Here is a 26,677-nt window from a genome sequence, read left to right as displayed (position 1 = left end):
AAACATATGCTCTGCTCCATTCCACCTCCCTTGCCGAGGATGCCGTGCATGACGTCATTCGATCGTTTTCAAGCCGAACCCAGCGCTGACATGGAAAAACAGCGCGCGGAACTGGCGGCGATCATCCGCCGCAACACCACGGACGATGGTAGCTACGAGACCGCCATCGGTTCGCTGTACATGTCACGCCACACAAAATCCCATGACTTTGCCCCAGTGCTCGCGCAACCGGCGCTGTGCATCATGGCGCAGGGACGCAAAGAGGTGCGGCTGGCCGATGAGTACTTCAATTACGACCCGCTGAATTACCTGGTGGTCTCGGTTTCGATGCCGTTGAGCGGACGCGTGGTCAACGTGTCGCCGGAGGATCCGATCCTCGCCGTGCGCCTCGATATCGACCCCGCCGAAATCACCGCACTGATTGCCGACGCCGGCCCGATGGGCGTACCGACGCGGCCGACCGGGCGCGGTTTGTATGTCGAGCAGATCGACAGTTCGATGCTCGATGCGGTGCTGCGTCTGGCGCGTTTGCTCGATGCGCCGAAAGACATCGCCATGCTCGCGCCGCTGATTCGCCGGGAGATTCTTTATCGCCTGCTGCGCAGTCCGCAGGGCCATCGTTTGTATGAAATTGCGATTGCCAACAGCCAGAGCCACCGCATCAGCCAGGCGATCAAATGGCTCAACGGCAACTTTGAGCAGCCGTTGCGTATTGATGATCTGGCCAGGGAAGTGAACCTGAGCGTGTCGACATTGCATCACCGCTTCAAGGCGATGACGGCGATGAGTCCGTTGCAATATCAGAAGCAGCTGCGTTTGCAGGAGGCGCGGCGGTTGATGCTGGCGGAGGGGCTGGAGGCTTCGGCGGCGGGGTATCGGGTGGGGTATGAAAGTCCGTCGCAGTTCAGCCGCGAATATAGCCGGTTGTTTGGCGCGCCGCCGTTGCGGGATTTGGCGCGGTTGCGGTTGTCGGTCTGATCCGGAAGCTACGGTGTGGCGGCTGGCCTCATCGCGGGCAAGCCCGCTCCCACAGGAATCGATGCCGTGCATAAATTTTGTGTACACCCATAAACCTGTGGGAGCGGGCTTGCCCGCGATGAGGCCAGGCCAGCCAATACGCCTCTGTGATCAGGCCGCCCGAATCACATGCTTGATCTCTTGAAACGCCGCCAACCCCCAAGGCCCCAGCTCGCGACCAATACTGCTCTGCTTGTACCCGCCCCACGCAGCCTGCGGGAAGATCACTTGCGGCGCGTTGATCCACACCATCCCCGCCTGCAACGCATTGGCCACGCGATCCGCCGCTACAGCATCCGCCGTCACCACACTCGCCACCAAGCCAAACGGTGTGTCATTGGCCAGCGCAATCGCCTCGGCTTCGCAGCTGAAACTGCGCACACACACCACCGGCCCGAAAATCTCTTCGCACCACAGCGCACTGTCCAATGGCACATCGGTGAACACCGTCGGCTGCAAGAAATAGCCGCGCGGCAGATCCGCCGGGCGATTGCCGCCGCAGAGCAACCGCGCGCCCGCGCTCAGCCCACGATCAATATGCCCAAGCACTCGCTGGTACTGCGCCTGGTTGACCAGCGCGCCCATTTCCACCTCAGGGTCGAACGGATCCGCGACGCGAATCGCCTGCGCACGCTTCTGTAGCCGACGGAGGAATTCTTCTTCCAGCTCATCAGCAACCAGCACGCGACTGGTGGCCGAACACATCTGCCCGGCGTTGAAAAACGCACCGCCACAGGCCAGTTCAACCGCCAAGTCGATATCAGCATCGGCCAACACCAGCAGCGAGGATTTGCCGCCCAGTTCCAGGCTCACGCCCTTCACCGTTTCCGCCGCACGCTGCATCACTTGCACGCCGACCGCGTTGCTGCCGGTAAAGGAAATCCTGGCGATACGCGGGTCCGCCGACAACGGCGCGCCGACTGCCAGCCCGGTGCCGCAAACCAGATTGAACACACCATTGGGCAGACCCGATTCAGCAATGATCGCCGCCAGTTCCAGCTCCGGCAGCGGCGTCACTTCCGACGGTTTCAGCACCACGCAGCAACCTGCCGCCAACGCCGGCGCAAGCTTCCACGCGGTGGTCACCATCGGGAAATTCCACGGCACGATCAGCCCGACCACACCACACGGTTCGCGGCGCAAACGGGCGCTGAAATCATCACTGGGCAGCGGCACATTGCTGTCCTGTTTCGCGTCGAAGGCTTCGGCAAGTTCGGCGTAATACTCGAAGGTGGCGATGACGTCATCGACGTCGATGGCCGCTTCGAATTGAGGCTTGCCGTTATTGCTCGACTGCAATTTCATCAAATGCTCGCGGCCGTCGCGCACGCCATTGGCGATGTTGCGCAGAATCGCGCCGCGCTCGGCGCCAGTGGTTTGCGACCAGGTTTTGAACGCTTCGCTGGCAGCGGCGACGGCTTGCTCGACCGCGTGCTCGTCACCGCCATTGACCGTGGTCAGCAGCGCTTCGGTGGCCGGGTTGATCACGCGCAAGTGTTCACCACCCGCCGACCATTGGCCGTTGATGTAGAGGCCATCGAGTGTGGTTGGGAAACTGATCATTGCGCCACCGCCTGCATCCATTGGCTCTGGTCGATTTCAATCAAGGTCGGGCCCTGACGATCGCTTGCACAACGCAACGCGCTGCGCAGTTGTTCGATGCTGCTGATCGCTTCAGCCGCGCAGCCAAGCCCCTTGGCCACCGCGACAAAATCCGGGGTGTAGATGTCCACACCCACCGGTTCGATGGCGCGGTTGACCATGTATTTCTTGATCTCTTCGTAGCCCTGGTTATTCCACAACAGGACGATCACCGGCACCCGCGCTTCGACCGCGCTGGCCAGTTCCGGCAGGGTGAATTGCAGCCCGCCGTCGCCGATCAGGCACACCACCGGAGGCCGCGCGCCCTGGTCGAGTTGGCCACCGAGCCACGCACCGATCGCTGCCGGCAAGGCGTAGCCGAGGGTGCCGTAACCGGTCGAGGCGTTGAACCAGCGGCGCGGGTGATCCGGGTTGAACGTGAGGTTGCCGGTGTACACCGGTTGCGTCGAGTCGCCGACGAAAACGGCGTTCGGCAATTCATCGAGTACGGTGTCGAGGAAACGGGTTTGTGCGAGGGTCGGCGCGTCCCAGCTCGCGGCCAATTCGGCGCGCAGTTTGCCGGCCCGAGCCTGCCCCCAATCGCTGCTGCGCTCGGCGAGTTTTTCCTGCGACAGGGTGTTCAACAAAGCCTGTGCAGCATTGCGTGCGTCGGCCACCAGCGCCAGGTGCGGAGGGTAGTTGCGCACGGTCTGGTCGGCGTCGATATCGATGCGCAGCAGTTTGCCGGGAATCTCGAAACCGCCGGCGAAGGTCACGTCGTAATCGGTCTCGGCCAGTTCAGTGCCGATGGCCAACACCACATCGGCATCAGCAACCAGCGCGCGAGTGGCGACCAGCGTCTGGGTCGAACCGATCAACAGCGGATGGTTACCCGGCAGCATGCCTTTGGCGTTGATGGTCAGCGCCACTGGAGCGTCGAGTAGCTCGGCGAGCTTGGTCAGCTCCGGTGCTGCGTCGATGGCCCCGCCACCGGCGAGAATCAGCGGACGTTTGGCACCGGCGAGCAATTCGCTCATGCGCTTGACTGCGCTTGGCGCAGCACCGGCGCGGTCAATATTGACCGGCACACTGGCGAGCAAGTCATCGGCGTTTTCAACCAGCACGTCCAACGGAATTTCGATGTGTACCGGACGTGGACGACCAGCCTGGAACAAGGCAAACGCACGCGCCAGCACCACCGGCAATTCAGCGGCGGACATCAAGGTATGCGAGAACGCTGCGACACCGGAAACCAGTGCGCTCTGGTTCGGCAGCTCATGCAGCTTGCCGCGCCCGCCGCCCAATTGGCTGCGCGATTGCACGCTGGAGATCACCAGCATCGGGATCGAATCGGCGTAGGCCTGGCCCATGGCGGTGGTGATGTTGGTCATGCCCGGGCCGGTAATAATGAAGCACACCCCCGGTTTGCCAGCGGTGCGCGCGTAGCCGTCCGCCATGAAACCGGCGCCCTGCTCATGCCGAGGGGTGACGTGACGAATGCTCGAACGCGCCAGCCCGCGATACAGCTCCACGGTGTGTACACCGGGAATGCCGAACACCTGCTCGACCCCATAACCTTCGAGTAACTTGACCAGTACTTCGCCACACGTCGCCATGTCGATTGCCCTTCTGCTCGCTGAATACACCGTGCTTTTCTGTAGGAGAGAGCCTGCTCGCGATAGCGTCATCACATCCAACATCGCAGTGACTGATCTACCGATAATCGCGAGCAGGCTCACTCCTACATCAAGCCCCTCAATGGGCTCATTGAACGGTCGGCAGGTAGCCGCAACAATCGATTAAAAGTCATACTAGCCATGTCCTCACGTCATACCTTGGATCGCCATGAAGCGCCTGCCTCCCCTGTCCGCCCTGCACACCTTTCTGATCACCGCGCAGTGCTGCAACTTCACCCGTGCCGCCGAGCAGTTGCACATCACCCAAGGCGCGGTGAGCCGGCAGATCGCCGGGCTGGAAGAACATCTTGGTTATCCGCTGTTCATCCGTCTGGCCCGAGGTTTGGCGCTGACCGCCGAGGGACGTGAATGGTTACCGCGCGTGGAAAAAATCTTCGGGCTGATCAGCGAAGCGACCGAGCAGATCGGCCAACAACGCAAAACCCTGCAACTCAAGGCGCCCAGTTGCGTGATGCGCTGGCTGCTGCCGCGCTTGCTGCAATGGCAGAAAGAACGCCCGGACGTGCCGGTAAAACTCACGGCTTCGTTGCAACACGGGGTGGATTTTCAGCGTGAGCAATTCGATGCGGCGGTGATCTACGGCGCGCCGCCCGATAACTCGCCGGGCGCGTTGCACTTGTTTGATGAGCAACTGACGCCGGTGTGTTCACCGCTGCTGCTCAAGGGTTCACCGGCGCTGAATGCACCGGCGGATCTGCAGCAGCATCTGTTGCTTCATCCGACGCACGATATTCAGGATTGGTCGGTGTGGCTGAACGCAGCCGGGCTGCAGTTGAACAACATCAGCAGCGGCCAGCATTTCGAAACGCTGGATCAGGCGATGTCGATGGCGTCGCACGGCACGGGGGTGGCGATTGGGGACTGGTCGTTGATCGGCGATGACTTGCGCGCCGGACGGCTGGTGATGCCGTTTGCTTTGAAAGTGAAAACAGGATTGGCGTACTACGTGGTGTTGCCAGCAGGAACCGAGCCGTCGCCACCGCTCGAAGAACTAATGATCTGGCTGACAGAACAAGCCCACACCCGCTAAACACAAATCCCCTGTAGGAGCTGCCGAAGGCTGCGATCTTTTGATCCTGTTTTTGATTCTAAAAAATCAGGATCAAAAGATCGCAGCCTTCGGCAGCTCCTACAGGGGGATGTGTCAGTAGCCGACGGTGTAGCGTTGGTGTGAATGCTTTGGTGTTTCCACTTCGTCGATCAGTGCAATCGCATAGTCGGCAAAGGTGATCCAGCTACGGCCCTCGGCGCTCACCAGCAAGTGATCCTGGCCGACGCGGAATTTGCCACTGCGCTCACCTTCCACAAACTCCGCCGATGGCGACAGAAACGTCCAGTCCAGTTCCTTCTCCTGACGCAGCGCATCCAAAAACGCCGCCCCCGCACTGGCCTCGGTCTTGTACTCGGCCGGGAAACCGGCGCTGTCGATCACCCGGGTGTCGTCCGGCAGCAACAGCGAGCCGGCCCCGCCGACCACCAACAAACGCTTTACGCCCGCCTGCTTCACCGGCCCAACGATGGCGCTCGCTGGAACAGTAGCGAAATGCGCCGCGGTGATCACCACGTCGTGACCGGCAACCGCTTCTTGCAGTGCCGCCGAATCGAGCACGTCGACATTCTTGCTGACGACACCGGCGCGCGCGCCGATCTTCGACGTATCGCGGGCGATGGCGGTGACGCTATGACCGCGACGCAGGGCTTCTTCCAGCAGTTGGCTACCGGCACGGCCGGTGGCACCGATGATTGCGATCTTGCTCATGACGTTCTCCAGTTGGCTTGAGTGTTTCAAATGAGGCACATATCTATTGAGTGAAGATATTCCCTGTGCTGAGGAAACTTTGTGGCGAGGGGATTTATCCCCGATGGAGTGCGAAGCGCTCCCCTGCTTTTTCCTGTGAAACCGCATTCTCAGGATTTGCGACTGCTGCGCAGCCGATCGGGGCGGTGCGACGATTCGCTAAATCCCCTCGCCACAAAGGCAATCAGCAATCCTTGAAACCTCAGTATTCAGATGGAGCGGGTTACCACTTCATCTCCCCCTTCGCGACTTTCGCGCTCAGCTCCAGCGAGCTCTCTTCACCCAGCGTCGGGTAGCGCTTTTTCATCGCGGCGATCAGTGCAGCAGCATCCTTGGCCTTCGCGGTTTCTGCGTCGAATGCCTTAATGTAGTCGGCGGTGAATTTGACGCTGGCCAGCGAGCGGCCGCTGTCACCCAGATAGTGCCCCGGCACCACGGTTTTCGGCTTCAGGGTTTCGATCGCGTGCAGCGTCTGCAGCCAGTCGGCATGGGATTGCGCGGTCTGCGTGTCAGCCATCCACACGTGAATGTTCTCGGCCACTACCACGCCACCGACCACCGCTTTGAGCGACGGAATCCACACGAAGCTGCGATCCGGTTGCTTGCCCTCAAGGCCGACCACCTGCAATTTCTGCCCTTCAAGCATCAGACTGTCGCCCTTGAGCACACCCGGGACAATGGTTTTCGCCGGCACGTCGGCGCCCATTTTCGGGCCCCAGAACGCCAGTTTCCCGGCCACGGTCTGATTGATGTGATCGACGGTCGGTTGCGACGCCAGCACCTTGGCATTCGGAAAAGCCTGGGTCAGGGTGTCGAGACCGAAGTAGTAATCCGGGTCACCGTGACTGATGTAGATGGTGGTCAGTTGCTTGCCGCTGGCGCGGATCTTCTCCACCACCTGTTCGGCCTGGGATTTGCCGAACTGTGCGTCGACCAGAATCGCGTCTTTCTCGCCGCTGACCAGCACCGATGTCACTGGGAAAATCGCATTGGCGCCCGGGTTGTAAACGTCCAGAGTCAAATTGGCCGCCGCTGCGTGCGCGGCGAAACCCAGTGAAGCGGTGGCGAGCAGAACGCGTTTGAGTGTGGTGAAACCGATCATCTGTTGCTCCGGTGTGCGAATGCCTTGCTTGGCGATGGAACACAGCTTAGTTGCCTGACTCAGTACAAAAAATGCGATGCTTGAACATAGTTTGTTTCTGAAAGCGGGCAAATCATGGATCGTCTCCAAGCAATGCGAGTGTTTGTCACCGTGGTGGACCTGGGCAGTCAGTCGGCCGCCGCCGACCAACTGGACCTCTCACGTCCGGTGGTTTCACGTTATCTGGCGGAGCTGGAAGACTGGGTCGGCGCGCGCCTGATGCACCGCACCACACGCAAGTTGAGCCTGACCGCCGCCGGCAGTGAAATCCTCCCGCGCTGTCGGCAGATGATCGAACTGTCGAACGACATGCAGGCCGCCGTCAGCGAACCCGACGACGCACCGCGCGGGCTGCTGCGAATCAGCGTCAGCACGTCGTTCGGCCAGGCGCAACTGGCCGACGCGGTGGCTGCGTATGTCAAACGCTATCCGGGGGTGAGCATTGATCTGCAAATGCTCGATCGCACGGTGAACCTGGTGGATGAACGGATCGACCTGGCGATTCGTACCAGCAATGATCTCGATCCGAACCTGATCGCCCGGCGCCTGACGGTGTGCCGCTCGGTGGTGTGTGCAGCACCGGCGTATCTGCAAGAACACCCGGCGCCACAACGGGTCGAGGAATTGTGCCGGCATAACTGCCTGACGCACTCGTATTTCGGCAAGAGCCTGTGGCATTTCGAGGAAGACGGCGAGCCGGTGTCCGTGCCGGTGCAGGGCAATATCAGCGCCAACGAAGCGAGCACTCTGCTGCGCGCGACCCTGGCCGGCGCGGGCGTGGCGATGCTGCCGACGTACCAGGCCGGCGTGCATATCCACAGCGGTGAACTGGTGCGCCTGCTGCCCGCAGCGGAACCACGGCAACTGAACATCTACGCGGTGTACGCCTCACGCAAACACATGCCGGCGGCGCTGCGCAGCCTGCTGGATTTTCTGGTGCAGCGGTTTCCCGAGACCCCGGCGTGGGATGTGGGATTTTAAAAGTCAAAAGATCGCAGCCTGCGGCAGCTCCTACACGGATCCATGTAGGAGCTGCCGCAGGCTGCGATCTTTTGATCTTGTTCTATGCTGAAAGTAATACCGCAGGGTATTTCGTTCAGAGGTGAACGCCATGAACATCAAAACAAGAAGGTATCTCGCGATTTTCATCACCTGCGCCGCCACGCTGGCGCTGTACGGCACCGCTGCCTGGCGGGTCGAGCAACTGCGACAGCTGCCGCGCGAATACGCGAGCTGCAATTTCGAGCGCTGCATTCCGCACAATGCCACGCTGAATGCCCTGCGCTGAGGCTGAGGCTGAGGCTGAGGCTGAGGCTGAGGCTGAGGCTGAGGCTGACACAAAACCTGTGGGAGCTGGCTTGCCAGCGATTGCGGTCTGACATTCAGCACTTAAGGTGACTGAACCACCGCTATCGCTGGCAAGCCAGCTCCCACATTTTTTGCAGCGGCGTTGAGGTTACTGTTCGGCCTTCAGGCGATCGCGGAAGGCTTTTGGTGAGATCCCGACCCTGCGCCGGAACAGCCGCGTGAAGTTGGTCGGATCGGAAAAACCGAGCAATTCCGACATCTCGTAAATGGTCATGCTGGTGTACGTCAGCAGGCGCTTGGCTTCCAGCAACTGGCGTTCGTGCATGATCTGCAACGCCGGTTGCCCCGCCAGCTCTCGGCACGTGCCGTTGAGGTGCGATACCGAAATCCCCAATCGATGCGCCAGGTCCTCGACCTTCACGTGCTGGCGATAAGTCTCCTCCACCAGTTGAATGAAACCGTTGAGGTATTCGCGCTGACGCTGCGGCCGCTGGCTGGCGTTATGCCGAACAATCGCCTGGCGACTGACCCAGACCATGATCACGCTGACCAGCGCATGCATGAGCATTTCCCGCGCCGGTTGATGACCGTTGTATTCGGCCTGCAACGCACAAAACAGACTGTTCAGGTATTCGCCGTCCGCGCCTGCCGGGTAACTTTCGGTTTGGGCAAGTGCGTGCACCGCGTCGCCCAGTTGCGCCTGCAAATGGTTGATCAGCGGTGTGGCGAGGGTGACGATGAATCCTTCAACGTCCTCGGAAAAACGAAAGCCGTGCACCGACAGCGGTGGCAGGACTTGAATGGCGGGTGTCTTGAGCTGCGTGCGTTGCCCTTCGATTTCAAGCTCTGCCTGACCTTTGAAAACGAAGAGTAATTGGCACAAATCGGCGTGGCGGTGGGGTTTGATTTCCCACTGATGTTCGCGGCTGCGGGAGGAAATGGTTTCACAGTGCAGCAAGTCAGGGGTTGGCCAGTCCAGGCTTTCACCGTAGAGCTTGAACACCGGAATCGAAGGCAGGTCAGGCTTGTTCATCACTTCAATCCAGGCCTCGGGGTTTGCGGGCGATAATCGCACCGATTGGCAGAATGTACAGGTATCGGCTCAGTTTTCACCTTCAATTGACAGACCCGCAAGGGAAAAATGCAAGCACTCGATCCATAAAAATCATTCAGCGGCGATTGCCGCGTGAAGCTTGCGAGTTATAAAAACAATGAAAACGCTGAAAACCCAAGTCGCCATCATCGGCGCCGGTCCGTCCGGTTTGCTCCTCGGTCAGTTGCTGCACAACGCCGGCATCGACACTCTCATTGTCGAACGTCAGGCCCCCGACTATGTGCTCGGGCGTATCCGCGCCGGCGTGCTTGAACAAGGCATGGTAGAGCTGTTGCGTCAGGCCGGGGTGAGTCAGCGGATGGACGCTGAAGGTCTGGTTCACCACGGTTTCGATCTGGCCCTCAACGGGCAACAAGTACACATCGATTTGCATGCGCTGACCGGCGGCAAGAGCGTGATGATCTACGGCCAGACCGAAGTCACCCGCGACCTGATGGCCGCTCGTCGGGAGGCCGGCGCGTCGACAATTTATCAAGCGAGCAATGTCGTTCCCCACGGCATGAAAAGCGACGAAGCTTTTGTCACCTTCGAAAAGGACGGCGAAACCTGGCGCGTCGATTGCGACTACATCGCCGGTTGCGACGGTTTCCACGGGGTCGCGCGGCAGTCGATTCCTGATGATTGCCTGAAGGTGTTCGAACGGGTTTATCCGTTCGGCTGGCTGGGCATTCTTGCCGACACGCCGCCGGTGCATGAGGAACTGGTCTACGCCCGCCACGAGCGCGGGTTTGCCTTGTGCAGCATGCGGTCGGCAACGCGCACCCGCTATTACCTGCAAGTGCCGGCTGAGGAAAACGTCGATGACTGGAGCGATCAACGCTTCTGGGATGAGTTGAAACGTCGTTTGCCTGAGTCGCTGGCCGAGCAACTGGTCACCGGCCCGTCCATCGAAAAAAGCATCGCGCCGCTGCGCAGTTTTGTCGTCGAGCCGATGCAGTACGGGCGGATGTTCCTCGTCGGTGACGCGGCGCACATCGTCCCGCCGACTGGCGCCAAAGGCCTTAATCTGGCGGCAAGCGACGTCAGCACCTTGTTCAATATTCTGCTGAAGGTTTACCGCGACGGTCGCACCGAGCTGTTGGATAAATACTCGGAGATCTGCCTGCGCCGCGTGTGGAAAGCCGAACGGTTTTCCTGGTGGATGACCTCGATGCTGCACCGCTTCGACGATCACGATGCGTTCAGCCAGCGCATCAGTGCCTCGGAACTGGACTACTTTGTCAGTTCAGAAGCGGGCCGAAAAACCATTGCAGAAAATTACGTCGGACTTCCTTATGAGGCTATCGAATAGCCTGCTACCGACTTACACTGACGAGCATCCCCGCTCGCCTGACGATCTGCGGGACTCTCACTGCCCGCAGGTTTTGCCCGTGACCAATCTCAATCACCCCGAAACGCCCAAACCGGCCATTCGCAGCGTGCTGGTCGCGCTGATGATGGCGATCTTTCTTGGTGCGCTGGATCAGACCATCGTCGCCGTGTCGATGCCGGCCATTTCTGCTCAGTTCAAGGACGTCAGCCTGCTGGCCTGGGTGATTTCCGGGTACATGGTGGCGATGACCGTGGCCGTGCCGATCTACGGCAAGCTCGGCGACTTGTACGGGCGGCGCAAACTGATGCTGTTCGGCATGGGCCTGTTCACCCTCGCTTCGCTGTTCTGCGGCATGGCGCAAAGCATGGAGCAACTGGTGCTGGCGCGGATTCTTCAAGGCATTGGCGCCGGCGGGATGATTTCGGTGAGTCAGGCGATCATCGGCGACATCGTGCCGCCGCGTGAACGCGGGCGCTATCAGGGTTACTTCAGCAGCATGTACGCGGTGGCTAGCGTCGCCGGGCCGGTGCTCGGTGGTTACATGACCGAATACCTGTCGTGGCGCTGGGTGTTTCTGATCAACCTGCCGCTGGGCCTCGGCGCTTACTGGGTGGCGCGACGCAACTTGCGCGGCCTGCCGATTCCGCAGCGCAAACCGGTCATCGATTATCTCGGCACCCTGCTGATGATCATTGGCCTGACGGCACTACTGCTGGGCATTACTCAGGTCGGCCAGGGTCATTCGTGGCGCAGCGGCGAAGTGCTTGGCTTGTTCGCGTGTGCGGTGGTGGTTTTGGCGGTATTTGTCTGGCACGAGCGCCGTGCGCGTGAACCGTTGCTACCGATGCACCTGTTCGCCAACCGCAATGCCTTGCTGTGCTGGTGCACGATCTTCTTCACCAGTTTCCAGGCGATTTCGTTGATCGTGTTGATGCCGTTGCGCTTTCAGACCGTCACCGGTGCCGGCGCCGACAGCGCGGCGTTGCACTTGCTGCCGCTGGCCATGGGCCTGCCGATCGGTGCCTATTTCGCCGGGCGTCGCACGTCGATCACCGGGCGCTACAAACCGCAGATTCTGACCGGCGCGCTGCTGATGCCGATCTCGATTCTCGGCATGGCATTCAGTCCACCCGAGGCGACTTTGATCAGCGGCTTGTTCATGTTGCTCTGCGGCATTTCCAGCGGCATGCAGTTCCCGACCTCGCTGGTCGGCACGCAGAACTCGGTGGAGCAACGCGACATCGGCGTGGCCACCAGCACCACCAACCTGTTCCGTTCACTGGGCGGCGCGGTGGGTGTGGCGTTGATGTCGGCGCTGCTGCTGGCGCTGTTGCAGGATTCAAGTTTCGCCCATTTGGCGAGCAGTTCGCTGATGAGCGAGGGGCATTCGGGCAACGTCTTGCTTGATGGTTTGAACGCAGCACCGGGGGATGCACAAAATGCCTTGCGCGCCGAGTTGCTGGTGACATTCCGCCATTTGCTGTGCGTGAGTGCGGCGGTGTCTTTGCTCGGGCTCGCGGCGGCGATTGCGATGCCTAACAGCCTGCTGCGCGGGCGTGAGCACGGCGCCAAATAAAACAGCAAAAGATCGCAGCCTGCGGCAGTTCCTACATGACTATTCCCCTGTAGGAGCTGCCGCAGGCTGCGATCTTTTGATCTTCAAGGGCTGTAATAACCGACCGCGACCAGAAAATGCCCGGCCTTCTTCAGGTAGGCATGTTTATCCTCGACCTTGCCGGTGACCGGGTTCTTCCAGCGGTACTCATACTCGCCGTCATCCTGCTTGCCGATCAGCGCCAGAATCGGCTCGCCGACCGGTTTGCCCTCCGGATCCTTGACCTTGCCAAAGTCGGTATTAACCAGCCGCAAATTGGTGCCATGCGCGACATAGCGCTGCGTGTTCAGATCGACCACGAACACATACAAGTCATCCTGCAAATACCCGCCCTTGAGCGAGTTGATCGCCGTCAGCGTGCCCTTCTCATCCTTGCTCAGATCGGTCGCGGCTTTGTCCAGCAGGGCCTTGGCCTGCTCGGCCGAGGCGCGCGGCAGGTAATAACCGACCGCCAGAATCCGCTGCCCGATGCGTTGGTAGAACACATGCTTGCGCTCGACCTTGCCATCCGCCTGGTTCTGCCAGCGGTATTCGGCTTGCTGAATGCCGTTGCCTTCCGGCACCCGCAACGCCTCCTTGAAGGCCTTTTGCAGATCGGGCCCGAGCACTTCACTGACGTCACGGCCGATCAGCGCTGAAGACGGCCCGCCGCTGGCAAGCATCACGCCCTTGGTGTCGACCACGAATACATAACGATCCTTGTCGACGAACTCGCCCTGGCGGCTGAACGCGGCGAAGGCCTTGTCGCCGTTGTCGTGGTAGTAGGCCAGCGCTTTTTCCAGCAAGGCGATGGCGGCCTGGCTGTCATCTTTTGCGGCGGTCGCGGCGCTGGCCTGGCCGAATCCGGCCAGTAACAGCAAACAGAGCCAGGCGAATTTATGCACAAACCCCATGACGCATCCCTCGTTCCTGTTGGTGTTTCAAGAGCGTAGACGGGTTGGCGTTAGACGGAGGTTGAAGATGAATCGGGAGATTGCCGCATCTTCCTGTGACAAAGGAGATTTCTGTGGTGAGGGGATTCATCCCCGATGGGTTGCGAAGCAGCCCCAAAAACTGAGCAATCGGTATTGCTGGAGAAATGCAGGGGAGCGCTCCGCACTCCATCGGGGATGAATCCCCTCACCACAAAGGCTCCCCGCATTAAGTGATCTGAGTTATGGCCGGGAATTTATTTGCTGCTGCAAGTTCTGGATCTGCGCCTGCAAGGTGTTGATGTTGCGCGTCATCTGCCCACGGAACGCGTCGAACTCAGCCGTATTGCCGCCACCCTGCGGGGCTGCCGGGCGGTTGTCCTGCTGACTTTTCAGGACGACGATGTCCTGTTCCAGACGATCAATCGCCGCGCTCGGATTGCCTTGTTTTTTCAACGCGGCAATATCGGCGCCAAGGCTCTTGAACTGCGCATCGAAGGACTTCAACTGCGCATCGACCTTGCTGGTGTCGGCCGGGGTGCTTTTCACCGTCGCCAGCTCCGCACTCAAGGCTTTGACCTGCGCTTGCAACTGGGTGCTGGCGTTCTGTTGTTCGGTCGTTTGCGCGGTCATCTGCGCCAGGCGCTTATCGAGATCGCTGGCCTGACCGGCGACGCCCTGCTGCTGTTTGCTCTGATCGAGCAGCTTGCCTTCAAGCTGTTTGATCTGCAGCTTCAGGGCTTCGCTGTCACTGGTGACGTTGCTCTGGCTGGCCACGACCTTGCCGGAAATGTCCTGCAGGCGCCCCGCCGCTTCTTCACTGATGCGCGCAAAGCTTTCCTGGGTCGCGACCAGTTGCTGTTCCATCAGAGAAATCTGCTGGAAACTCCACCAGGCCAAGCCGATGAAGGCAAAGAACAACGCGCCGACCAATGCCCACAGCGGCCCGGTGCTCGCGGCTTTGACCTGGACCACCGGTGGCGTGCGCGAGTGCACGGAGGTGCGCGCAGTGGTCGGAATGTCATCGTCGTCGAAGGTGTCGGCACGCAGGCTCGGGACATCGTCGAAATCGTCGTGGGCATCATTACGCATGGACATTGAGGCAACCTTTGTGAAACGCGGTGATGGCTAAATGCTGCGAAGTATAACCGCCGCAGCCGCAGGGATTGACCCCCAACGGGCGGTGCGGTTCATTGCCGCCGGGCCGAATCGTTTCAACGAATGTCCTGAGCTTTCCACCACGCGCAGAACTCATCCAGCGCCGACCATAGGCTGACTTTCGGATCGTAGTCCAGATAATGCCGGGCGCGACTGATGTCGAGGGTGAAATTTTTCTTCATGACTTGCATGCCCAGCCGCGACAGCGTCGGCTCCGGACGCCCCGGCCAGAGTTTGCAAGCGCCTTCATTCAACGCGGCGACACTGTAGGCCAGCCCGTAGGACCGGTACTGGGTGACCTGTGGGACTTCCATCCTGCGCATCACGTAATTGACCACATCCCACAACGGCACTGGCGCACCGTTGCTGATGTTGTAAGCCTTGCCCAACGCGGAGCCGGCGGCCAGCAGACTGCTGAGCATGGCTTCGTTGAGGTTCTGCACGCTGGTGAAATCGACCTTGTTCAGACCATTGCCGATGATCGCCAGCCGGCCCTTGCGCTGCATGTTCAGCAGGCGCGGGAAGATGCTCATGTCGCCGGCGCCGGTGACGAAGCGCGGACGCAGGGCGATGGTTTCCAGACCGAACTCCTGGGCGCCGAAGACTTTTTGCTCAGCCAGGTATTTGGTCGCGGCGTAGTGATGCTTGAAACGTTTGGGCACTTGCTCTTCGGTCAGGCCCAGGTGATCGCGGCCATCGAAATAAATCGACGGCGAAGACAGGTGTACCAAACGGCGGACGCGTTGCTTGAGGCAGGCTTCGACGACGTTTTCGGTGACCTGCACGTTGCCCTGATGAAAGTCCTGATAACGGCCCCACAGTCCGACGGCGCCAGCGCAATGCACCACGGCTTCTACGTCGGAGCACAGCTCGCGCACCAGATCAGGATCGGTCAGATCGCCGGGCACAAATTCGGCGCCACGGCGTACCAGATGCTCGACGCTCTCGGCCCGGCGACCGTTGACCCGCACGTCCAGGCCCTGCTCCAGGGCGAAACGCGCAAAGCGCCCGCCAATGAAGCCGCTTGCGCCGGTGACCAGAATTTTCATGTAAAGCTCCGATGTCTTTCGTTTTGCCTGATTCGTGTGTCTTGACGCTGGCCGTCAGTCCAACGGCACCAACCATTGCGCGGATGAACGCACCAATTGCTCGGTCAGCAACCCCAGCAGCTGACCGCCATTGCGCCAATGATGCCAGTACAACGGCACGTCGATCGGTTTATCTGGCAACAGTTCGCGCAATTCGCCGCGTTGCAACTGCTCGCGCACTTGCAGTTCCGGCACCAGGCCCCAGCCCAGTCCGGCCTCGGTCAAGCGGATAAAACCTTCCGAGGACGGGCACAAATGGTGCTCGAAGCCACCATCGACGCCCAACGACGCCAGGTAGCGGTGCTGCAGGAAATCGTCCGGGCCGAACACCAGCGCCGGCGTGCGCGGCAGTTGTTCGGCGCGCACGCCATCAGGGAAATGCCGTTCGATGAACGCCGGGCTGGCCAGCGCGCGATAGCGCATCGCACCGAGCAACACGCTGCGTGCGCCGGCCACCGGCCGTTCACTGGCGCACAGGCACGCGGCGACCTCACCGGCGCGCATGCGCTTGAGGCCGACGGTCTGGTCTTCGACGATCAGGTCCAGCAACAAATGCTGCTCGGCGCAGAAATCCCCCACCGCCTGCGCCCACCATGTCGCGAGGCTGTCGGCGTTCAGCGCGATGCGCAGGCGCTCGGGCAGGCCCTCTTCGTCCAATGCCGGCACGAGGGTCTGCAAGTCGCGCTCAAGCAAACGCACCTGTTGCACATGGTTGAGCAGCCGCCGGCCAATCTCGGTGGGCGACGGCGGTGTGCCGCGCACCAGCACCGGTTGGCCGACCCGCGCCTCAAGCAGTTTGATCCGCTGGGAGATCGCCGACTGTGACAAGCCCAACACCTGCGCGGCCCGTTCGAATCCGGCCTGCTCAACCACGGCAGCCAAAGCGGAAAGCAATTTGTAGTCGAACATCAGTTTTCCTAATGAGCGATCAGCACTATTGGTTTTTCTTATACAGGTTTCGCCCGGAGAATAGCCAGCAAGCACTCTTTACCAAGGAACATTTCAATGGCTGGCGAAACTTCACTCACAACCCTGTTGCGCAGCATGAGCCCGCAACTCAACGCCGGCGAATACGTGTTCTGCACCCTGCGTGACGGCCAGATGCCCAATGGCCTGGAGATCGTCGGCAGCTTCCGCGAACAGGAAGGCCTGACGGTGATTGTCGAACGTTCCCGCGCTGAACAGGCCGGTTTCAGCTTCGACTACGTCGCCGCGTGGATCACCCTCAACGTGCATTCGGCGCTGGAAGCCGTCGGCCTTACCGCCGCATTTGCCACGGCATTGGGCAAGGCCGGAATTAGCTGCAACGTGATCGCCGGTTACTACCACGACCATTTGTTCGTCGGTCAGGCCGACGCCGAACGCGCCATGCAAGTGCTGCGCGATCTCGCAGCCAACGCGGAGTAATGGTTATGTGGCAAAGCTATGTGAACGGCTTGCTGGTGGCGTTGGGGCTAATCATGGCGATCGGTACGCAGAACGCCTTTGTATTGGCGCAAAGCCTGCGCCGTGAACATCACCTGCCGGTGGCGGCATTGTGCGTGGTCTGTGATGCGCTGTTGGTTGCGGCCGGGGTATTCGGCCTGGCGACGGTTCTGGCGCAGAACCCGACATTGCTGGCGATTGCCCGTTGGGGCGGCGCGACGTTTTTGATCTGGTACGGCAGCCAGGCGCTGCGTCGGGCCTGTTCGAAACAGAGCCTGGATCAGGGTGAAAACCAGACAGTGCGTTCATTGCGTGCGGTAATGCTCAGCGCTTTGGCCGTGACGTTACTCAACCCGCACGTTTATCTGGATACGGTGCTGCTGATCGGTTCTCTCGGTGCGCAGCAATCGGTGCCGGGAGCTTATGTGGTCGGCGCGGCGAGTGCTTCGCTGTTGTGGTTTTTTACCCTTGCGCTAGGCGCGGCATGGCTGGCGCCATGGTTGGCCCGGCCGAGCACCTGGCGGATTCTCGATCTGGTGGTGGCGTTGATGATGTTCACGGTCGCCGGACAACTGATATTGGCGTCGTGATTTATTCCAAACAGCTCTGGAACCTCTATCCCACACAGTTGTTGCGTGGTTAAGCCGCAACCCCGGTGCTATGATCCGAACCCTGCGCCGCAAAGAGTAAAAACTCGCCGGTGCATTTCTGGCCGCCCGTGATCGGCCTTGCGCTCACCGCAACAGACCTGATTAGGAGAATCATCATGGCTTTCGAATTGCCGCCGCTGCCTTACGCACACGATGCCCTGCAGCCGCACATTTCCAAGGAAACCCTGGAATACCACCACGACAAGCACCACAACACCTATGTCGTGAACCTGAACAACCTGGTGCCAGGCACCGAGTTCGAAGGCAAGACCCTGGAAGAAATCGTCAAGACTTCCTCGGGCGGTATCTTCAACAACGCCGCTCAGGTCTGGAACCACACTTTCTACTGGAACTGCCTGGCGCCAAACGCCGGCGGTCAACCTACCGGCGCGCTGGCTGAAGCCATCAACGCTTCGTTCGGTTCGTTCGACAAGTTCAAGGAAGAGTTCAGCAAAACCTCGATCGGCACCTTCGGTTCCGGCTGGGGCTGGCTGGTGAAAAAGGCTGACGGTTCCCTGGCCCTGGCCAGCACCATCGGCGCCGGCAACCCGCTGACCAGCGGCGACACCCCGCTGCTGACCTGCGACGTCTGGGAACACGCTTACTACATCGACTACCGCAACGTTCGTCCGAAGTATGTCGAAGCGTTCTGGAACCTGGTCAACTGGAAGTTCGTTGCTGAGCAGTTCGAAGGCAAAACCTTCACCGCTTAAGCTGCGCGCCAGTCAAAAAACCCGGCTTCGGCCGGGTTTTTTTATGCCTGTGATTCATACGCACGGCCGAAACCTGCGAACACTCAACGCTTTTGACTTCCTGTAGGAGCTGCCGAAGGCTGCGATCTTTGGCGTATTCAGGTACGCCGAAGATCAAAAGATCGCAGCCTTCGGCAGCTCCTAAATTGGGCTCGGTTTTTTCCCACTGCCTTGGCTTGCTGCCGCCGTACAGAGGGCTAACATCAAAACAGCGGAAAAAATGCTGCGAAGCGCTCAAGTTGAGGGTCGAAACTACCGACATAGTACAGATTAGGGCTAATACTCCAGACAGCAGCATTTCGGCCAACGCCACAGGCTAATTATCCTCGGCCTGATTGTCCCTTTGACTGCCAACACGGGATTGCCAATACTCATGGCAACTTGACGCTACCCGCACGGATTAAGGAATAACCCTTTGAAGCTGGAACTCAAGAACAGCTTGTCGGTGAAGTTGCTCCGGGTCGTGCTCCTGTCGGCATTGATCGTCGGCGTAGTCTTGAGCTGCGCGCAGATTGTTTTCGATGCCTACAAAACGCGTCAGGCGGTTGCCGGCGACGCCGAACGCATCCTCGACATGTTCCGCGACCCCTCGACCCAGGCGGTTTATAGCCTTGATCGGGAGATGGGCATGCAGGTGATCGAAGGCCTGTTCCAGGACGACGCCGTGCGCCAGGCCTCCATTGGCCATCCCAACGAAGCCATGCTCGCGCAAAAATCCCGCGAGTTGCAGCATTCCAACAGCCGCTGGCTGACCGACCTGATCCTCGGCCAGGAACGCACCTTCACCACGCAGCTGGTGGGGCGCGGTCCGTACAGCGAGTATTACGGCGACTTGAGCATCACCCTCGACACCGCCACCTATGGCGAAGGGTTTATCGTCAGTTCGGTGATCATTTTCATTTCCGGCGTGTTGCGCGCACTGGCCATGGGCCTGGTGCTGTATCTGGTCTATCACTGGCTGCTGACCAAACCGCTGTCGCGGATCATCGAGCACCTCACCGAGATCAACCCCGACCGTCCCAGCGAGCACAAGATTCCGCAGCTCAAGGGCCACGAGAAAAACGAACTGGGGATCTGGATCAACACCGCCAACCAGTTACTCGAATCGATCGAACGCAACACCCATCTGCGCCACGAAGCAGAAAACAGCCTGCTGCGCATGGCCCAGTACGACTTCCTCACCGGCCTGCCAAACCGCCAGCAATTGCAGCAGCAACTGGACAAGATTCTGGTCGACGCCGGCAAGCTGCAACGCCGGGTCGCGGTGTTGTGTGTAGGGCTGGACGATTTCAAAGGCATCAACGAACAATTCAGCTACCAGACCGGCGACCAACTGTTGCTGGCACTGGCTGATCGCCTGCGCGCCCACAGCGGCCGCCTCGGCGCCCTCGCCCGTTTGGGTGGCGATCAGTTCGCGCTGGTCCAGGCGGATATCGAACAGCCTTACGAAGCAGCGGAACTGGCGCAAAGCATTCTCGATGACCTCGAGGCGCCGTTCGCTCTCGGCGATCAGGAAATCCGTCTGCGCGCAACCATCGGCATCACTCTGTTTCCGGAGGACGGCGACAGCACCGAAAAGCTGTTGCAGAAGGCCGAGCAGACCATGACCCTGGCCAAGACCCGCTCGCGCAACCGCTATCAGTTCTACATCGCCAGCGTCGACAGCGAGATGCGCCGTCGCCGCGAACTGGAGAAAGACCTGCGCGATGCCTTGCTGCGCGATCAGTTCTACCTCGTTTATCAACCGCAGATCAGCTATCGCGATCACCGCGTGGTCGGCGTCGAAGCGCTGATTCGCTGGCAGCATCCGGAACACGGCCTGGTGCCGCCGGACTTGTTCATTCCGCTGGCGGAACAGAACGGCACGATCATCGCGATTGGCGAGTGGGTGCTGGATCAGGCCTGCAAGCAATTGCGCGAATGGCACGATCAGGGTTTCGCCGATCTGCGCATGGCGGTGAATCTTTCCACCGTGCAGTTGCACCACGCCGAGCTGCCACGGGTGGTCAATAACCTGCTGCAGATGTACCGCCTGCCGCCGCGCAGTCTGGAACTGGAAGTCACCGAAACCGGCCTGATGGAAGACATCAGCACCGCAGCCCAGCACCTGCTGAGCCTGCGTCGCTCCGGTGCACTGATCGCCATCGACGACTTCGGCACCGGCTACTCATCGCTGAGCTATCTGAAAAGCCTGCCGCTGGACAAGATCAAGATCGACAAGAGCTTCGTGCAGGACCTGCTCGATGACGACGACGATGCGACCATCGTTCGCGCGATCATTCAGTTGGGCAAAAGCCTTGGCATGCAGGTGATTGCCGAGGGCGTGGAGACGGCCGAGCAGGAAAGCTACATCATCTCCGAAGGCTGCCACGAAGGTCAGGGTTACCACTACAGCAAGCCGTTGCCGGCGCGTGAGTTGAGTGCCTACCTCAAGCAGGCGCAACGCAGTAACGCGGCCATTCTTTAAAAGTCAAAAGATCGCAGCCTGCGGCAGCTCCTACATTTGCAATGCGTTCCCCTGTAGGAGCTGCCGAAGGCTGCGATCTTTTGATCTACGTAAATAAGAAATATTTCCAGCCACAACCCTTTACACATAATGCGAAAGATTTGCATTATGTCGCAGTTTTGCGCACCCCCGCGCCTGTCCTATAAACCACCGAAGCAGGATGTTCGCCATGATTCGTATGCCTCTGGCTACCGCCAGTCTGCTGGCCATCGCTATTTCCCTCGCCGGTTGCGGCGAAGGCAAAGACAAGGCCGCCGCTCCGGCCGCGCCGACTCCAGCCGCCAGCACCACCGCTCCTGCGGCTGCGCCTGCCGCTGCCGGTAAAGTCGATGAAGCGGCCGCCAAGGCTGTGGTCGCGCACTACGCCGACATGGTCTTCGCGGTTTACAGCGATGCCGAATCCACCGCGAAAACCCTGCAAACCGCCGTCGACGCGTTCCTCGCCAAGCCGAACGCCGACACCCTGAAAGCCGCCAAGGCTGCCTGGGTTGCTGCGCGCGTTCCGTACCTGCAGAGCGAAGTGTTCCGCTTCGGCAACACCATCATCGACGATTGGGAAGGTCAGGTTAACGCCTGGCCGCTGGACGAAGGCCTGATCGACTACGTCGACAAGTCCTACGAGCACGCACTGGGTAACCCGGGCGCTACCGCCAACATCATCGCCAACACCGAAGTTCAGGTCGGCGAAGACAAGGTCGACGTCAAAGACATCACCCCGGAAAAACTCGCCAGCCTCAACGAGCTGGGCGGCTCCGAAGCCAACGTCGCCACCGGCTACCACGCCATCGAATTCCTGCTGTGGGGCCAGGATCTGAACGGCACCGGCCCTGGCGCTGGCAACCGTCCTGCCTCCGACTACCTGGAAGGCGCCGGCGCCACTGGCGGTCACAACGATCGTCGTCGTGCCTACCTGAAGTCCGTGACCCAACTGCTGGTCAGCGACCTGGAAGAAATGGTCGGCAACTGGAAGCCGAACGTGGCTGACAACTACCGCGCCACCCTGGAAGCCGAGCCGGGCGAAACCGGTCTGCGCAAAATGCTCTTCGGCATGGGCAGCCTGTCCCTGGGCGAGCTGGCGGGCGAGCGCATGAAGGTTTCCCTGGAAGCCAACTCCCCTGAAGACGAGCAGGACTGCTTCAGCGACAACACGCACTACTCGCACTTCTACGATGCCAAAGGCATTCGTAACGTCTATCTGGGCGAGTACACCCGTGTTGACGGCACCAAAATGACCGGCGCCAGCCTGTCGTCGCTGGTGGCCAAGGCTGACCCGGCTGCCGACACCGCGCTGAAAGCCGATCTGGCTGCGACAGAAGCGAAGATCCAGGTCATGGTCGATCACGCCAACAAGGGTGAGCACTACGACCAGTTGATCGCTGCCGGCAACACCGCTGGCAACCAGATCGTTCGCGACGCGATCGCCTCGCTGGTCAAGCAGACCGGTTCGATCGAAGCCGCTGCCGGCAAACTGGGCATCAGCGACCTGAACCCGGACAACGCTGATCACGAGTTCTGATCACAGCGTCCGCGTCAAAAAAAGGCGACCTTCGGGTCGCCTTTTTCATCCCTGCCGTACACGACCCCATGTAGGAGCTGCCGAAGGCTGCGATCTTTTGACCTTGCTTTTAAAAAGACAGATCAAAAGATCGCAGCCTTCGGCAGCTCCTACATGGGAGTTTGCATATGCACTGTATCAAGCAAACGATAATTCCTCTTATTCAAACCCCCTCGCCCTGTTAGACTTTGCGCCTTTATTTTGCCCGTCCGCAGGATGTCTGATGCCCTCGCTGCCTCTTCGCTTGTCCGCACTGTTGCTGGCCCTGGGCCTGAGTGCCTGCGATGACGCCCCGCGTTTCACCAAGGCCGAGCCCGGTGAAGCGCGTTCCGGCGGTGCGGCGACCGTGCGCAAGACCGATCAGAATGCGTTCTCCCTGCCCTCGGCGAATCTGCCACCGTCGCGGCGGGTGGATTTCAGTGTCGGCAACAGCTTCTTTCGCAGCCCGTGGGTGATCGCGCCGTCGACCACCACCGCGCGCGATGGCCTCGGCCCGTTGTTCAACACCAACGCCTGCCAGAACTGCCACATCAAGGACGGTCGCGGTCATCCGCCAACGCCGGACGCGCCCAACGCGGTGTCGATGCTGGTCCGGTTGTCTATTCCCGACGCACCGGAATATGCCCGGCTCATCGAGCAGGTCGGCGTGGTGCCAGAGCCTGTCTACGGCGGCCAGTTCCAGGACATGTCCGTACCGGGAGTTGCCCCGGAAGGTAAGGTGCGCGTCGACTACACCCCGGTGCCCGTGCGGTTCAAGGACGGCACCGAAGTCGAACTGCGCAAACCGGTATTGCAGATCACTCAACTCGGCTACGGCCCGATGCACCCGGACACGCGCTTTTCCGCACGCGTCGCGCCGCCGATGATCGGCCTCGGCCTGCTCGAAGCGATCCCTGAAGAAGCGATCCTCGCCAACGCCGCCGCACAGGCCAAAGAAAAAAACGGCATCAATGGCCGGCCCAACCAGGTCTGGGATGACGCGTTGCAAAAAACCGTCATGGGCAAATTTGGCTGGAAAGCCGGGCAGCCGAACCTCAATCAACAGAATGTTCACGCGTTTTCCGGTGATATGGGCCTGACGACCAGCCTGAGACCGTTCGATGATTGCACCGACGCGCAAACCGCCTGCAAACAGGCGCCGAACGGCAATGGCCCGGATGGCGAGCCAGAAGTCAGCGATAACATCCTGCGTCTGGTGCTGTTCTACAGCCGCAACCTCGCCGTGCCTGCACGCCGCGGCGTTAACGATGCAGAGGTCATCGCCGGCAAGAACCTGTTTTTCCAGGCCGGTTGCGATTCGTGCCACACCCCGAAATACACCACCGCCGCCAACGCCGCCGAACCGGAACTGGCCAATCAAGTGATTCGCCCGTACAGCGATCTGCTGCTGCATGACATGGGCGATGGTCTGGCCGACAACCGCACGGAGTTCCAGGCCTCTGGCCGCGACTGGCGCACACCGCCGTTGTGGGGGATTGGCCTGACGCAAGCGGTCAGCGGCCACACACAGTTTTTGCATGACGGTCGCGCGCGCAATCTGCTCGAAGCGGTGCTCTGGCACGGCGGCGAAGCGACGGCGGCGCAGCAACAGGTTTTATCTTTCAATGCCGAGCAGCGTGCCGCGCTGCTGGCGTTTCTGAACTCACTTTAAACACTGATAAAAGAATCGGGAGCCCGACATGTTCCGTCCCAAGCTACTGTTCACCAGCCTTGCCGCGCTCGCCCTCGGCGCCTGCTCGCCGCAGGATCCGCAAGCGGTCACCTCGGCGGCCATCGCCAAATCGGTGATCCTGCCGACCTACACCCGTTGGGTCGAAGCCGACAAGCAACTGGCGGTCAGCGCCCTCGCCTACTGCCAGGGCAAAGAAACCCTGGAGACTGCCCGCGCCGACTTCCTGCACGCACAGAAAGCCTGGGCCGAGTTGCAACCGCTGCTGATCGGCCCGCTGGCCGAGGGCAACCGCGCCTGGCAAGTACAGTTCTGGCCGGACAAGAAGAACCTTGTCGGTCGTCAGGTCGAGCAACTGGTTGTCGCCCAGCCGCAGATCGATGCCGCCGCACTGGCCAAATCGAGCGTTGTCGTTCAGGGCCTGTCGGCCTACGAATACATCCTGTTCGACGCCAAGCCTGACGTCGCCAACGCCGAGCAGAAAGCCAAGTACTGCCCACTGCTGATCGCCATCGGCGAACGTCAGAAGCAACTGGCCGAAGAGATTCTGCAGAACTGGAACAACACCGACGGCATGCTCGCGCAGATGACCAAGTTCCCTAACCAGCGTTACGCCGACTCCCACGAAGCGATCGCCGATCTGCTGCGCGTGCAAGTCACCGCGCTGGACACCCTGAAGAAAAAACTCGGCACGCCAATGGGCCGCCAGAGCAAGGGCGTGCCACAGCCGTTCCAGGCCGATGCATGGCGCAGCCAGTCGTCGATGACCGCGCTGGAAGCCAGCCTTGCCGCCGCCAAAACCGTGTGGGAAGGCGTCGACAACAAAGGCCTGCGCGGGCTGTTGCCGGCTGAGCAAAAGCCGTTGGCCGACAAGATCGACGCTGCTTACGCTGCCTCGCTGAAACTGTTTGACAGCACCCAGCGTTCGCTCGGCGAAATGCTCGAAGACGACGCCGGTCGTCAGCAACTCAACGACATCTACGACAGCCTCAACGTCGTCCATCGCCTGCACGAAGGCGAACTGGCCAAGGCGCTGGGCATCCAACTGGGCTTCAACGCCAACGACGGTGACTGATGAGGGCAAGTGCCATGCTGCGACGCCAGGCTCTGACTTTAGCTAGTACGCTGCTGGGAGCAGTGACACTGGGCGGCTGGACGCTGTTCAAACGCAAGGATCAGAGCCCGCTGCTGCTGTCGGCGCGCGATGACACCGACGGCAAGCACTACGCCGTCGGTTATCGGCTGGACGGCACGCGCGTGTTCGCCACCGAAGTCGGCCAGCGTTGCCACGACATCATCAACCACCCGACGCAGCCGATTGCGCTGTTCGTCGCGCGGCGTCCGGGCACCGAGAGTTACCTGATCGACCTGCGCGACGGCAAGTTGCTGCAGACGCTGACCTCGCAGCCGAACCGGCACTTCTACGGCCACGCCGTGGTGCACAAGGACGGCGAGTACCTGTACGCCACCGAGAACGACACCACCGACCCTGGCCGTGGATTGCTCGGTGTGTACAAGTTCGAAGGCGAGCGGCTGGTACACAGCGGCGAGATTTCCACCCACGGCCTCGGCCCGCATCAGGTGTCATGGATGCCCGATGGCGAGACGCTGGTGGTGGCCAACGGCGGGATTCGTACCGAGGCGGAAAGTCGCGTCGACATGAACCTCAGTGCCATGGAGCCGAGTCTGGTGCTGATGCAGCGCGACGGTACGTTGCTGAGCAAGGAAACCCTCGCCCAGCAGATGAACAGCGTGCGCCATTTGGGCATTGCCAGTGACGGCACCATCGTTGCCGGTCAGCAATTCATGGGCGCATCGCACGAGCGTTCGGAACTGCTGGCGATCAAGCGTCCGGGGCAGCCGTTCGTGGCGTTCCCGGTGCCGGAGCATCAGTTGCAGTCGATGGGGCACTACACCGCCAGTGTTGCGGTGCACAGTGAGTTGCGTCTGGTCGCACTGACGGCGCCGCGCGGCAATCGCTTCTTTATCTGGGACCTGGACAGCGGCGAAGTGCGCCTCGATGCACCGTTGCCGGATTGCGCAGGTGTGGGTGCGGTGCAGGACGGTTTTGTCGTGACCTCCGGTCAGGGCCGCTGCCGCTATTACGATTGCCGTCAGGATGAACTGCTGGCCAAACCGCTGGAACTGCCGGCAGGGCTCTGGGACAACCATCTGCACCTGATGGCCTGATACCCATAGTTAAAATTAACGCCGTCCCTGTGGCGAGGGGATTTATCCCCGATGGGTGGCGAAGCCGCCCAAAACCTGCAACCGCAGTCTGTCGGTTGTACCGTGTCGGATGGTTTGCGACTGCTGCGCAGCCGGTCGGGGATAAATCCCCTCACCACAGGGGGCCTATTCGTCCTCACTGTATTATGTG

The 26,677-nt window shown here is 60.5% G+C and carries 24 protein-coding genes; 14 read left to right on the top strand and 10 right to left on the bottom strand.

Features of this window, described 5'->3' with window-relative positions; all coding sequences use genetic code 11:
- Window positions 1–48: 48 nt before the first annotated feature.
- Window positions 49–978 (top strand): AraC family transcriptional regulator, encoded by a 930-nt coding sequence (locus ACQ4MY_RS07315; protein WP_158831055.1) that lies wholly within the window; start codon window positions 49–51, stop codon window positions 976–978.
- 150 nt (window positions 979–1,128) lie between these two features.
- On the opposite strand, the gene ACQ4MY_RS07310 is transcribed toward ACQ4MY_RS07315, so the two are convergent.
- Both ACQ4MY_RS07310 and ACQ4MY_RS07305 read right to left on the bottom strand, forming a co-directional pair.
- Complete coding sequence (locus ACQ4MY_RS07310; RefSeq protein WP_440094761.1) at window positions 1,129–2,577, bottom strand: aldehyde dehydrogenase family protein; 1,449 nt, start codon at window positions 2,575–2,577, stop codon at window positions 1,129–1,131.
- Window positions 2,577–4,214 carry a 5-guanidino-2-oxopentanoate decarboxylase gene (locus tag ACQ4MY_RS07305; protein WP_440094574.1) on the bottom strand — a complete coding sequence of 546 codons (1,638 nt, stop codon included), beginning with the start codon at window positions 4,212–4,214 and terminating at the stop codon, window positions 2,577–2,579. Before ACQ4MY_RS07305 ends, ACQ4MY_RS07310 begins: the two co-directional genes overlap by 1 nt.
- A 229-nt stretch (window positions 4,215–4,443) precedes the next feature.
- On the opposite strand from ACQ4MY_RS07305, the gene ACQ4MY_RS07300 reads away from it, so the two are divergent.
- Window positions 4,444–5,325, top strand: a complete 882-nt coding sequence (locus ACQ4MY_RS07300; protein WP_440094572.1) for a LysR substrate-binding domain-containing protein — start codon at window positions 4,444–4,446, stop codon at window positions 5,323–5,325.
- Between the two features lie 114 nt (window positions 5,326–5,439).
- Here the strand turns inward: ACQ4MY_RS07300 and ACQ4MY_RS07295 are convergent, their stop codons facing one another.
- Together ACQ4MY_RS07295 and ACQ4MY_RS07290 are read right to left on the bottom strand one after the other, a co-directional pair.
- Window positions 5,440–6,054: an NAD(P)-dependent oxidoreductase gene (locus tag ACQ4MY_RS07295; protein WP_440094570.1), complete on the bottom strand. Its 615-nt coding sequence runs from the start codon at window positions 6,052–6,054 to the stop codon at window positions 5,440–5,442.
- Between the two features lie 262 nt (window positions 6,055–6,316).
- Entirely contained in the window at window positions 6,317–7,195 is an 879-nt protein-coding gene (locus ACQ4MY_RS07290; protein ID WP_440094569.1) for an MBL fold metallo-hydrolase, read from the bottom strand.
- 114 nt (window positions 7,196–7,309) lie between these two features.
- Here ACQ4MY_RS07290 and ACQ4MY_RS07285 point away from each other — a divergent pair, with 114 nt between their 5' ends.
- Both ACQ4MY_RS07285 and ACQ4MY_RS07280 read left to right on the top strand, forming a co-directional pair.
- The gene (locus ACQ4MY_RS07285; protein ID WP_440094567.1) at window positions 7,310–8,215 is read left to right on the top strand and encodes a LysR family transcriptional regulator; all 906 of its coding nucleotides are present in this window, start codon (window positions 7,310–7,312) and stop codon (window positions 8,213–8,215) included.
- A 130-nt stretch (window positions 8,216–8,345) separates the two neighbouring features.
- Window positions 8,346–8,522, top strand: coding sequence for a hypothetical protein (locus tag ACQ4MY_RS07280; RefSeq protein ID WP_017340530.1), 177 nt, complete (start codon window positions 8,346–8,348; stop codon window positions 8,520–8,522).
- Window positions 8,523–8,690: 168 nt separating this feature from the next.
- Here ACQ4MY_RS07280 and ACQ4MY_RS07275 read toward each other — a convergent pair whose 3' ends face one another.
- A complete protein-coding gene (locus ACQ4MY_RS07275) occupies window positions 8,691–9,575 on the bottom strand; it encodes a helix-turn-helix domain-containing protein (protein ID WP_008085464.1) in 885 nt (294 codons plus the stop codon).
- A gap of 178 nt (window positions 9,576–9,753) precedes the next feature.
- Here ACQ4MY_RS07275 and pobA point away from each other — a divergent pair, with 178 nt between their 5' ends.
- Window positions 9,754–10,947: a 4-hydroxybenzoate 3-monooxygenase gene (gene pobA, locus ACQ4MY_RS07270; RefSeq protein ID WP_440094566.1), complete on the top strand. Its 1,194-nt coding sequence runs from the start codon at window positions 9,754–9,756 to the stop codon at window positions 10,945–10,947.
- Window positions 10,948–11,026: 79 nt separating this feature from the next.
- Window positions 11,027–12,544 (top strand): MDR family MFS transporter, encoded by a 1,518-nt coding sequence (locus tag ACQ4MY_RS07265; protein ID WP_440094565.1) that lies wholly within the window; start codon window positions 11,027–11,029, stop codon window positions 12,542–12,544.
- Window positions 12,545–12,627: 83 nt separating this feature from the next.
- Here ACQ4MY_RS07265 and ACQ4MY_RS07260 read toward each other — a convergent pair whose 3' ends face one another.
- From ACQ4MY_RS07260 to ACQ4MY_RS07245, 4 genes are all read right to left on the bottom strand, one after another.
- Window positions 12,628–13,476 (bottom strand): cache domain-containing protein, encoded by an 849-nt coding sequence (locus tag ACQ4MY_RS07260; protein ID WP_158833752.1) that lies wholly within the window; start codon window positions 13,474–13,476, stop codon window positions 12,628–12,630.
- A gap of 261 nt (window positions 13,477–13,737) precedes the next feature.
- Window positions 13,738–14,592: an ATPase gene (locus tag ACQ4MY_RS07255; protein ID WP_440094563.1), complete on the bottom strand. Its 855-nt coding sequence runs from the start codon at window positions 14,590–14,592 to the stop codon at window positions 13,738–13,740.
- A gap of 116 nt (window positions 14,593–14,708) precedes the next feature.
- On the bottom strand, window positions 14,709–15,701 hold the full coding sequence (locus ACQ4MY_RS07250) for an NAD-dependent epimerase/dehydratase family protein (RefSeq protein ID WP_008085474.1): 993 nt from the start codon (window positions 15,699–15,701) through the stop codon (window positions 14,709–14,711).
- A 54-nt stretch (window positions 15,702–15,755) separates the two neighbouring features.
- A complete protein-coding gene (locus ACQ4MY_RS07245) occupies window positions 15,756–16,649 on the bottom strand; it encodes a LysR family transcriptional regulator ArgP (RefSeq protein WP_440094560.1) in 894 nt (297 codons plus the stop codon).
- 96 nt (window positions 16,650–16,745) lie between these two features.
- On the opposite strand from ACQ4MY_RS07245, the gene ACQ4MY_RS07240 reads away from it, so the two are divergent.
- The 3 genes from ACQ4MY_RS07240 (at window position 16,746) to ACQ4MY_RS07230 (ending at window position 18,528) form a co-directional block, all read left to right on the top strand.
- A complete protein-coding gene (locus ACQ4MY_RS07240; protein WP_440094559.1) occupies window positions 16,746–17,147 on the top strand; it encodes an ACT domain-containing protein in 402 nt (133 codons plus the stop codon).
- A 5-nt stretch (window positions 17,148–17,152) separates the two neighbouring features.
- Window positions 17,153–17,755, top strand: coding sequence for a LysE/ArgO family amino acid transporter (locus ACQ4MY_RS07235; protein ID WP_008085477.1), 603 nt, complete (start codon window positions 17,153–17,155; stop codon window positions 17,753–17,755).
- A 176-nt stretch (window positions 17,756–17,931) separates the two neighbouring features.
- A complete protein-coding gene (locus ACQ4MY_RS07230; protein WP_008085479.1) occupies window positions 17,932–18,528 on the top strand; it encodes a superoxide dismutase in 597 nt (198 codons plus the stop codon).
- On the opposite strand, the gene ACQ4MY_RS07225 is transcribed toward ACQ4MY_RS07230, so the two are convergent.
- Window positions 18,518–18,880, bottom strand: coding sequence for a hypothetical protein (locus ACQ4MY_RS07225; RefSeq protein WP_158833762.1), 363 nt, complete (start codon window positions 18,878–18,880; stop codon window positions 18,518–18,520). The genes ACQ4MY_RS07230 and ACQ4MY_RS07225 overlap by 11 nt on opposite strands.
- Before the next feature lie 102 nt (window positions 18,881–18,982).
- On the opposite strand from ACQ4MY_RS07225, the gene ACQ4MY_RS07220 reads away from it, so the two are divergent.
- The 5 genes from ACQ4MY_RS07220 (at window position 18,983) to ACQ4MY_RS07200 (ending at window position 26,487) form a co-directional block, all read left to right on the top strand.
- Window positions 18,983–21,034, top strand: a complete 2,052-nt coding sequence (locus ACQ4MY_RS07220; protein ID WP_158833764.1) for a putative bifunctional diguanylate cyclase/phosphodiesterase — start codon at window positions 18,983–18,985, stop codon at window positions 21,032–21,034.
- Between the two features lie 208 nt (window positions 21,035–21,242).
- A complete protein-coding gene (locus tag ACQ4MY_RS07215; RefSeq protein WP_008085485.1) occupies window positions 21,243–22,589 on the top strand; it encodes an imelysin family protein in 1,347 nt (448 codons plus the stop codon).
- A gap of 262 nt (window positions 22,590–22,851) precedes the next feature.
- Window positions 22,852–24,279: a di-heme oxidoreductase family protein gene (locus ACQ4MY_RS07210; protein WP_440094556.1), complete on the top strand. Its 1,428-nt coding sequence runs from the start codon at window positions 22,852–22,854 to the stop codon at window positions 24,277–24,279.
- A gap of 28 nt (window positions 24,280–24,307) precedes the next feature.
- Window positions 24,308–25,372, top strand: coding sequence for an imelysin family protein (locus ACQ4MY_RS07205; protein ID WP_400650546.1), 1,065 nt, complete (start codon window positions 24,308–24,310; stop codon window positions 25,370–25,372).
- Window positions 25,373–25,386: 14 nt separating this feature from the next.
- The gene (locus ACQ4MY_RS07200; protein WP_440094554.1) at window positions 25,387–26,487 is read left to right on the top strand and encodes a DUF1513 domain-containing protein; all 1,101 of its coding nucleotides are present in this window, start codon (window positions 25,387–25,389) and stop codon (window positions 26,485–26,487) included.
- The last annotated feature ends 190 nt before the right edge of the window (window positions 26,488–26,677 follow it).

The sequence above is a fragment of the Pseudomonas sp. SM4 genome (assembly GCF_051913165.1).
In the GTDB taxonomy this organism is placed as follows: Bacteria; Pseudomonadota; Gammaproteobacteria; order Pseudomonadales; family Pseudomonadaceae; genus Aquipseudomonas.
The sequence above is the reverse complement of the archived record's forward strand: the minus strand, read 5'-3'. Positions and strand labels throughout refer to the sequence as shown.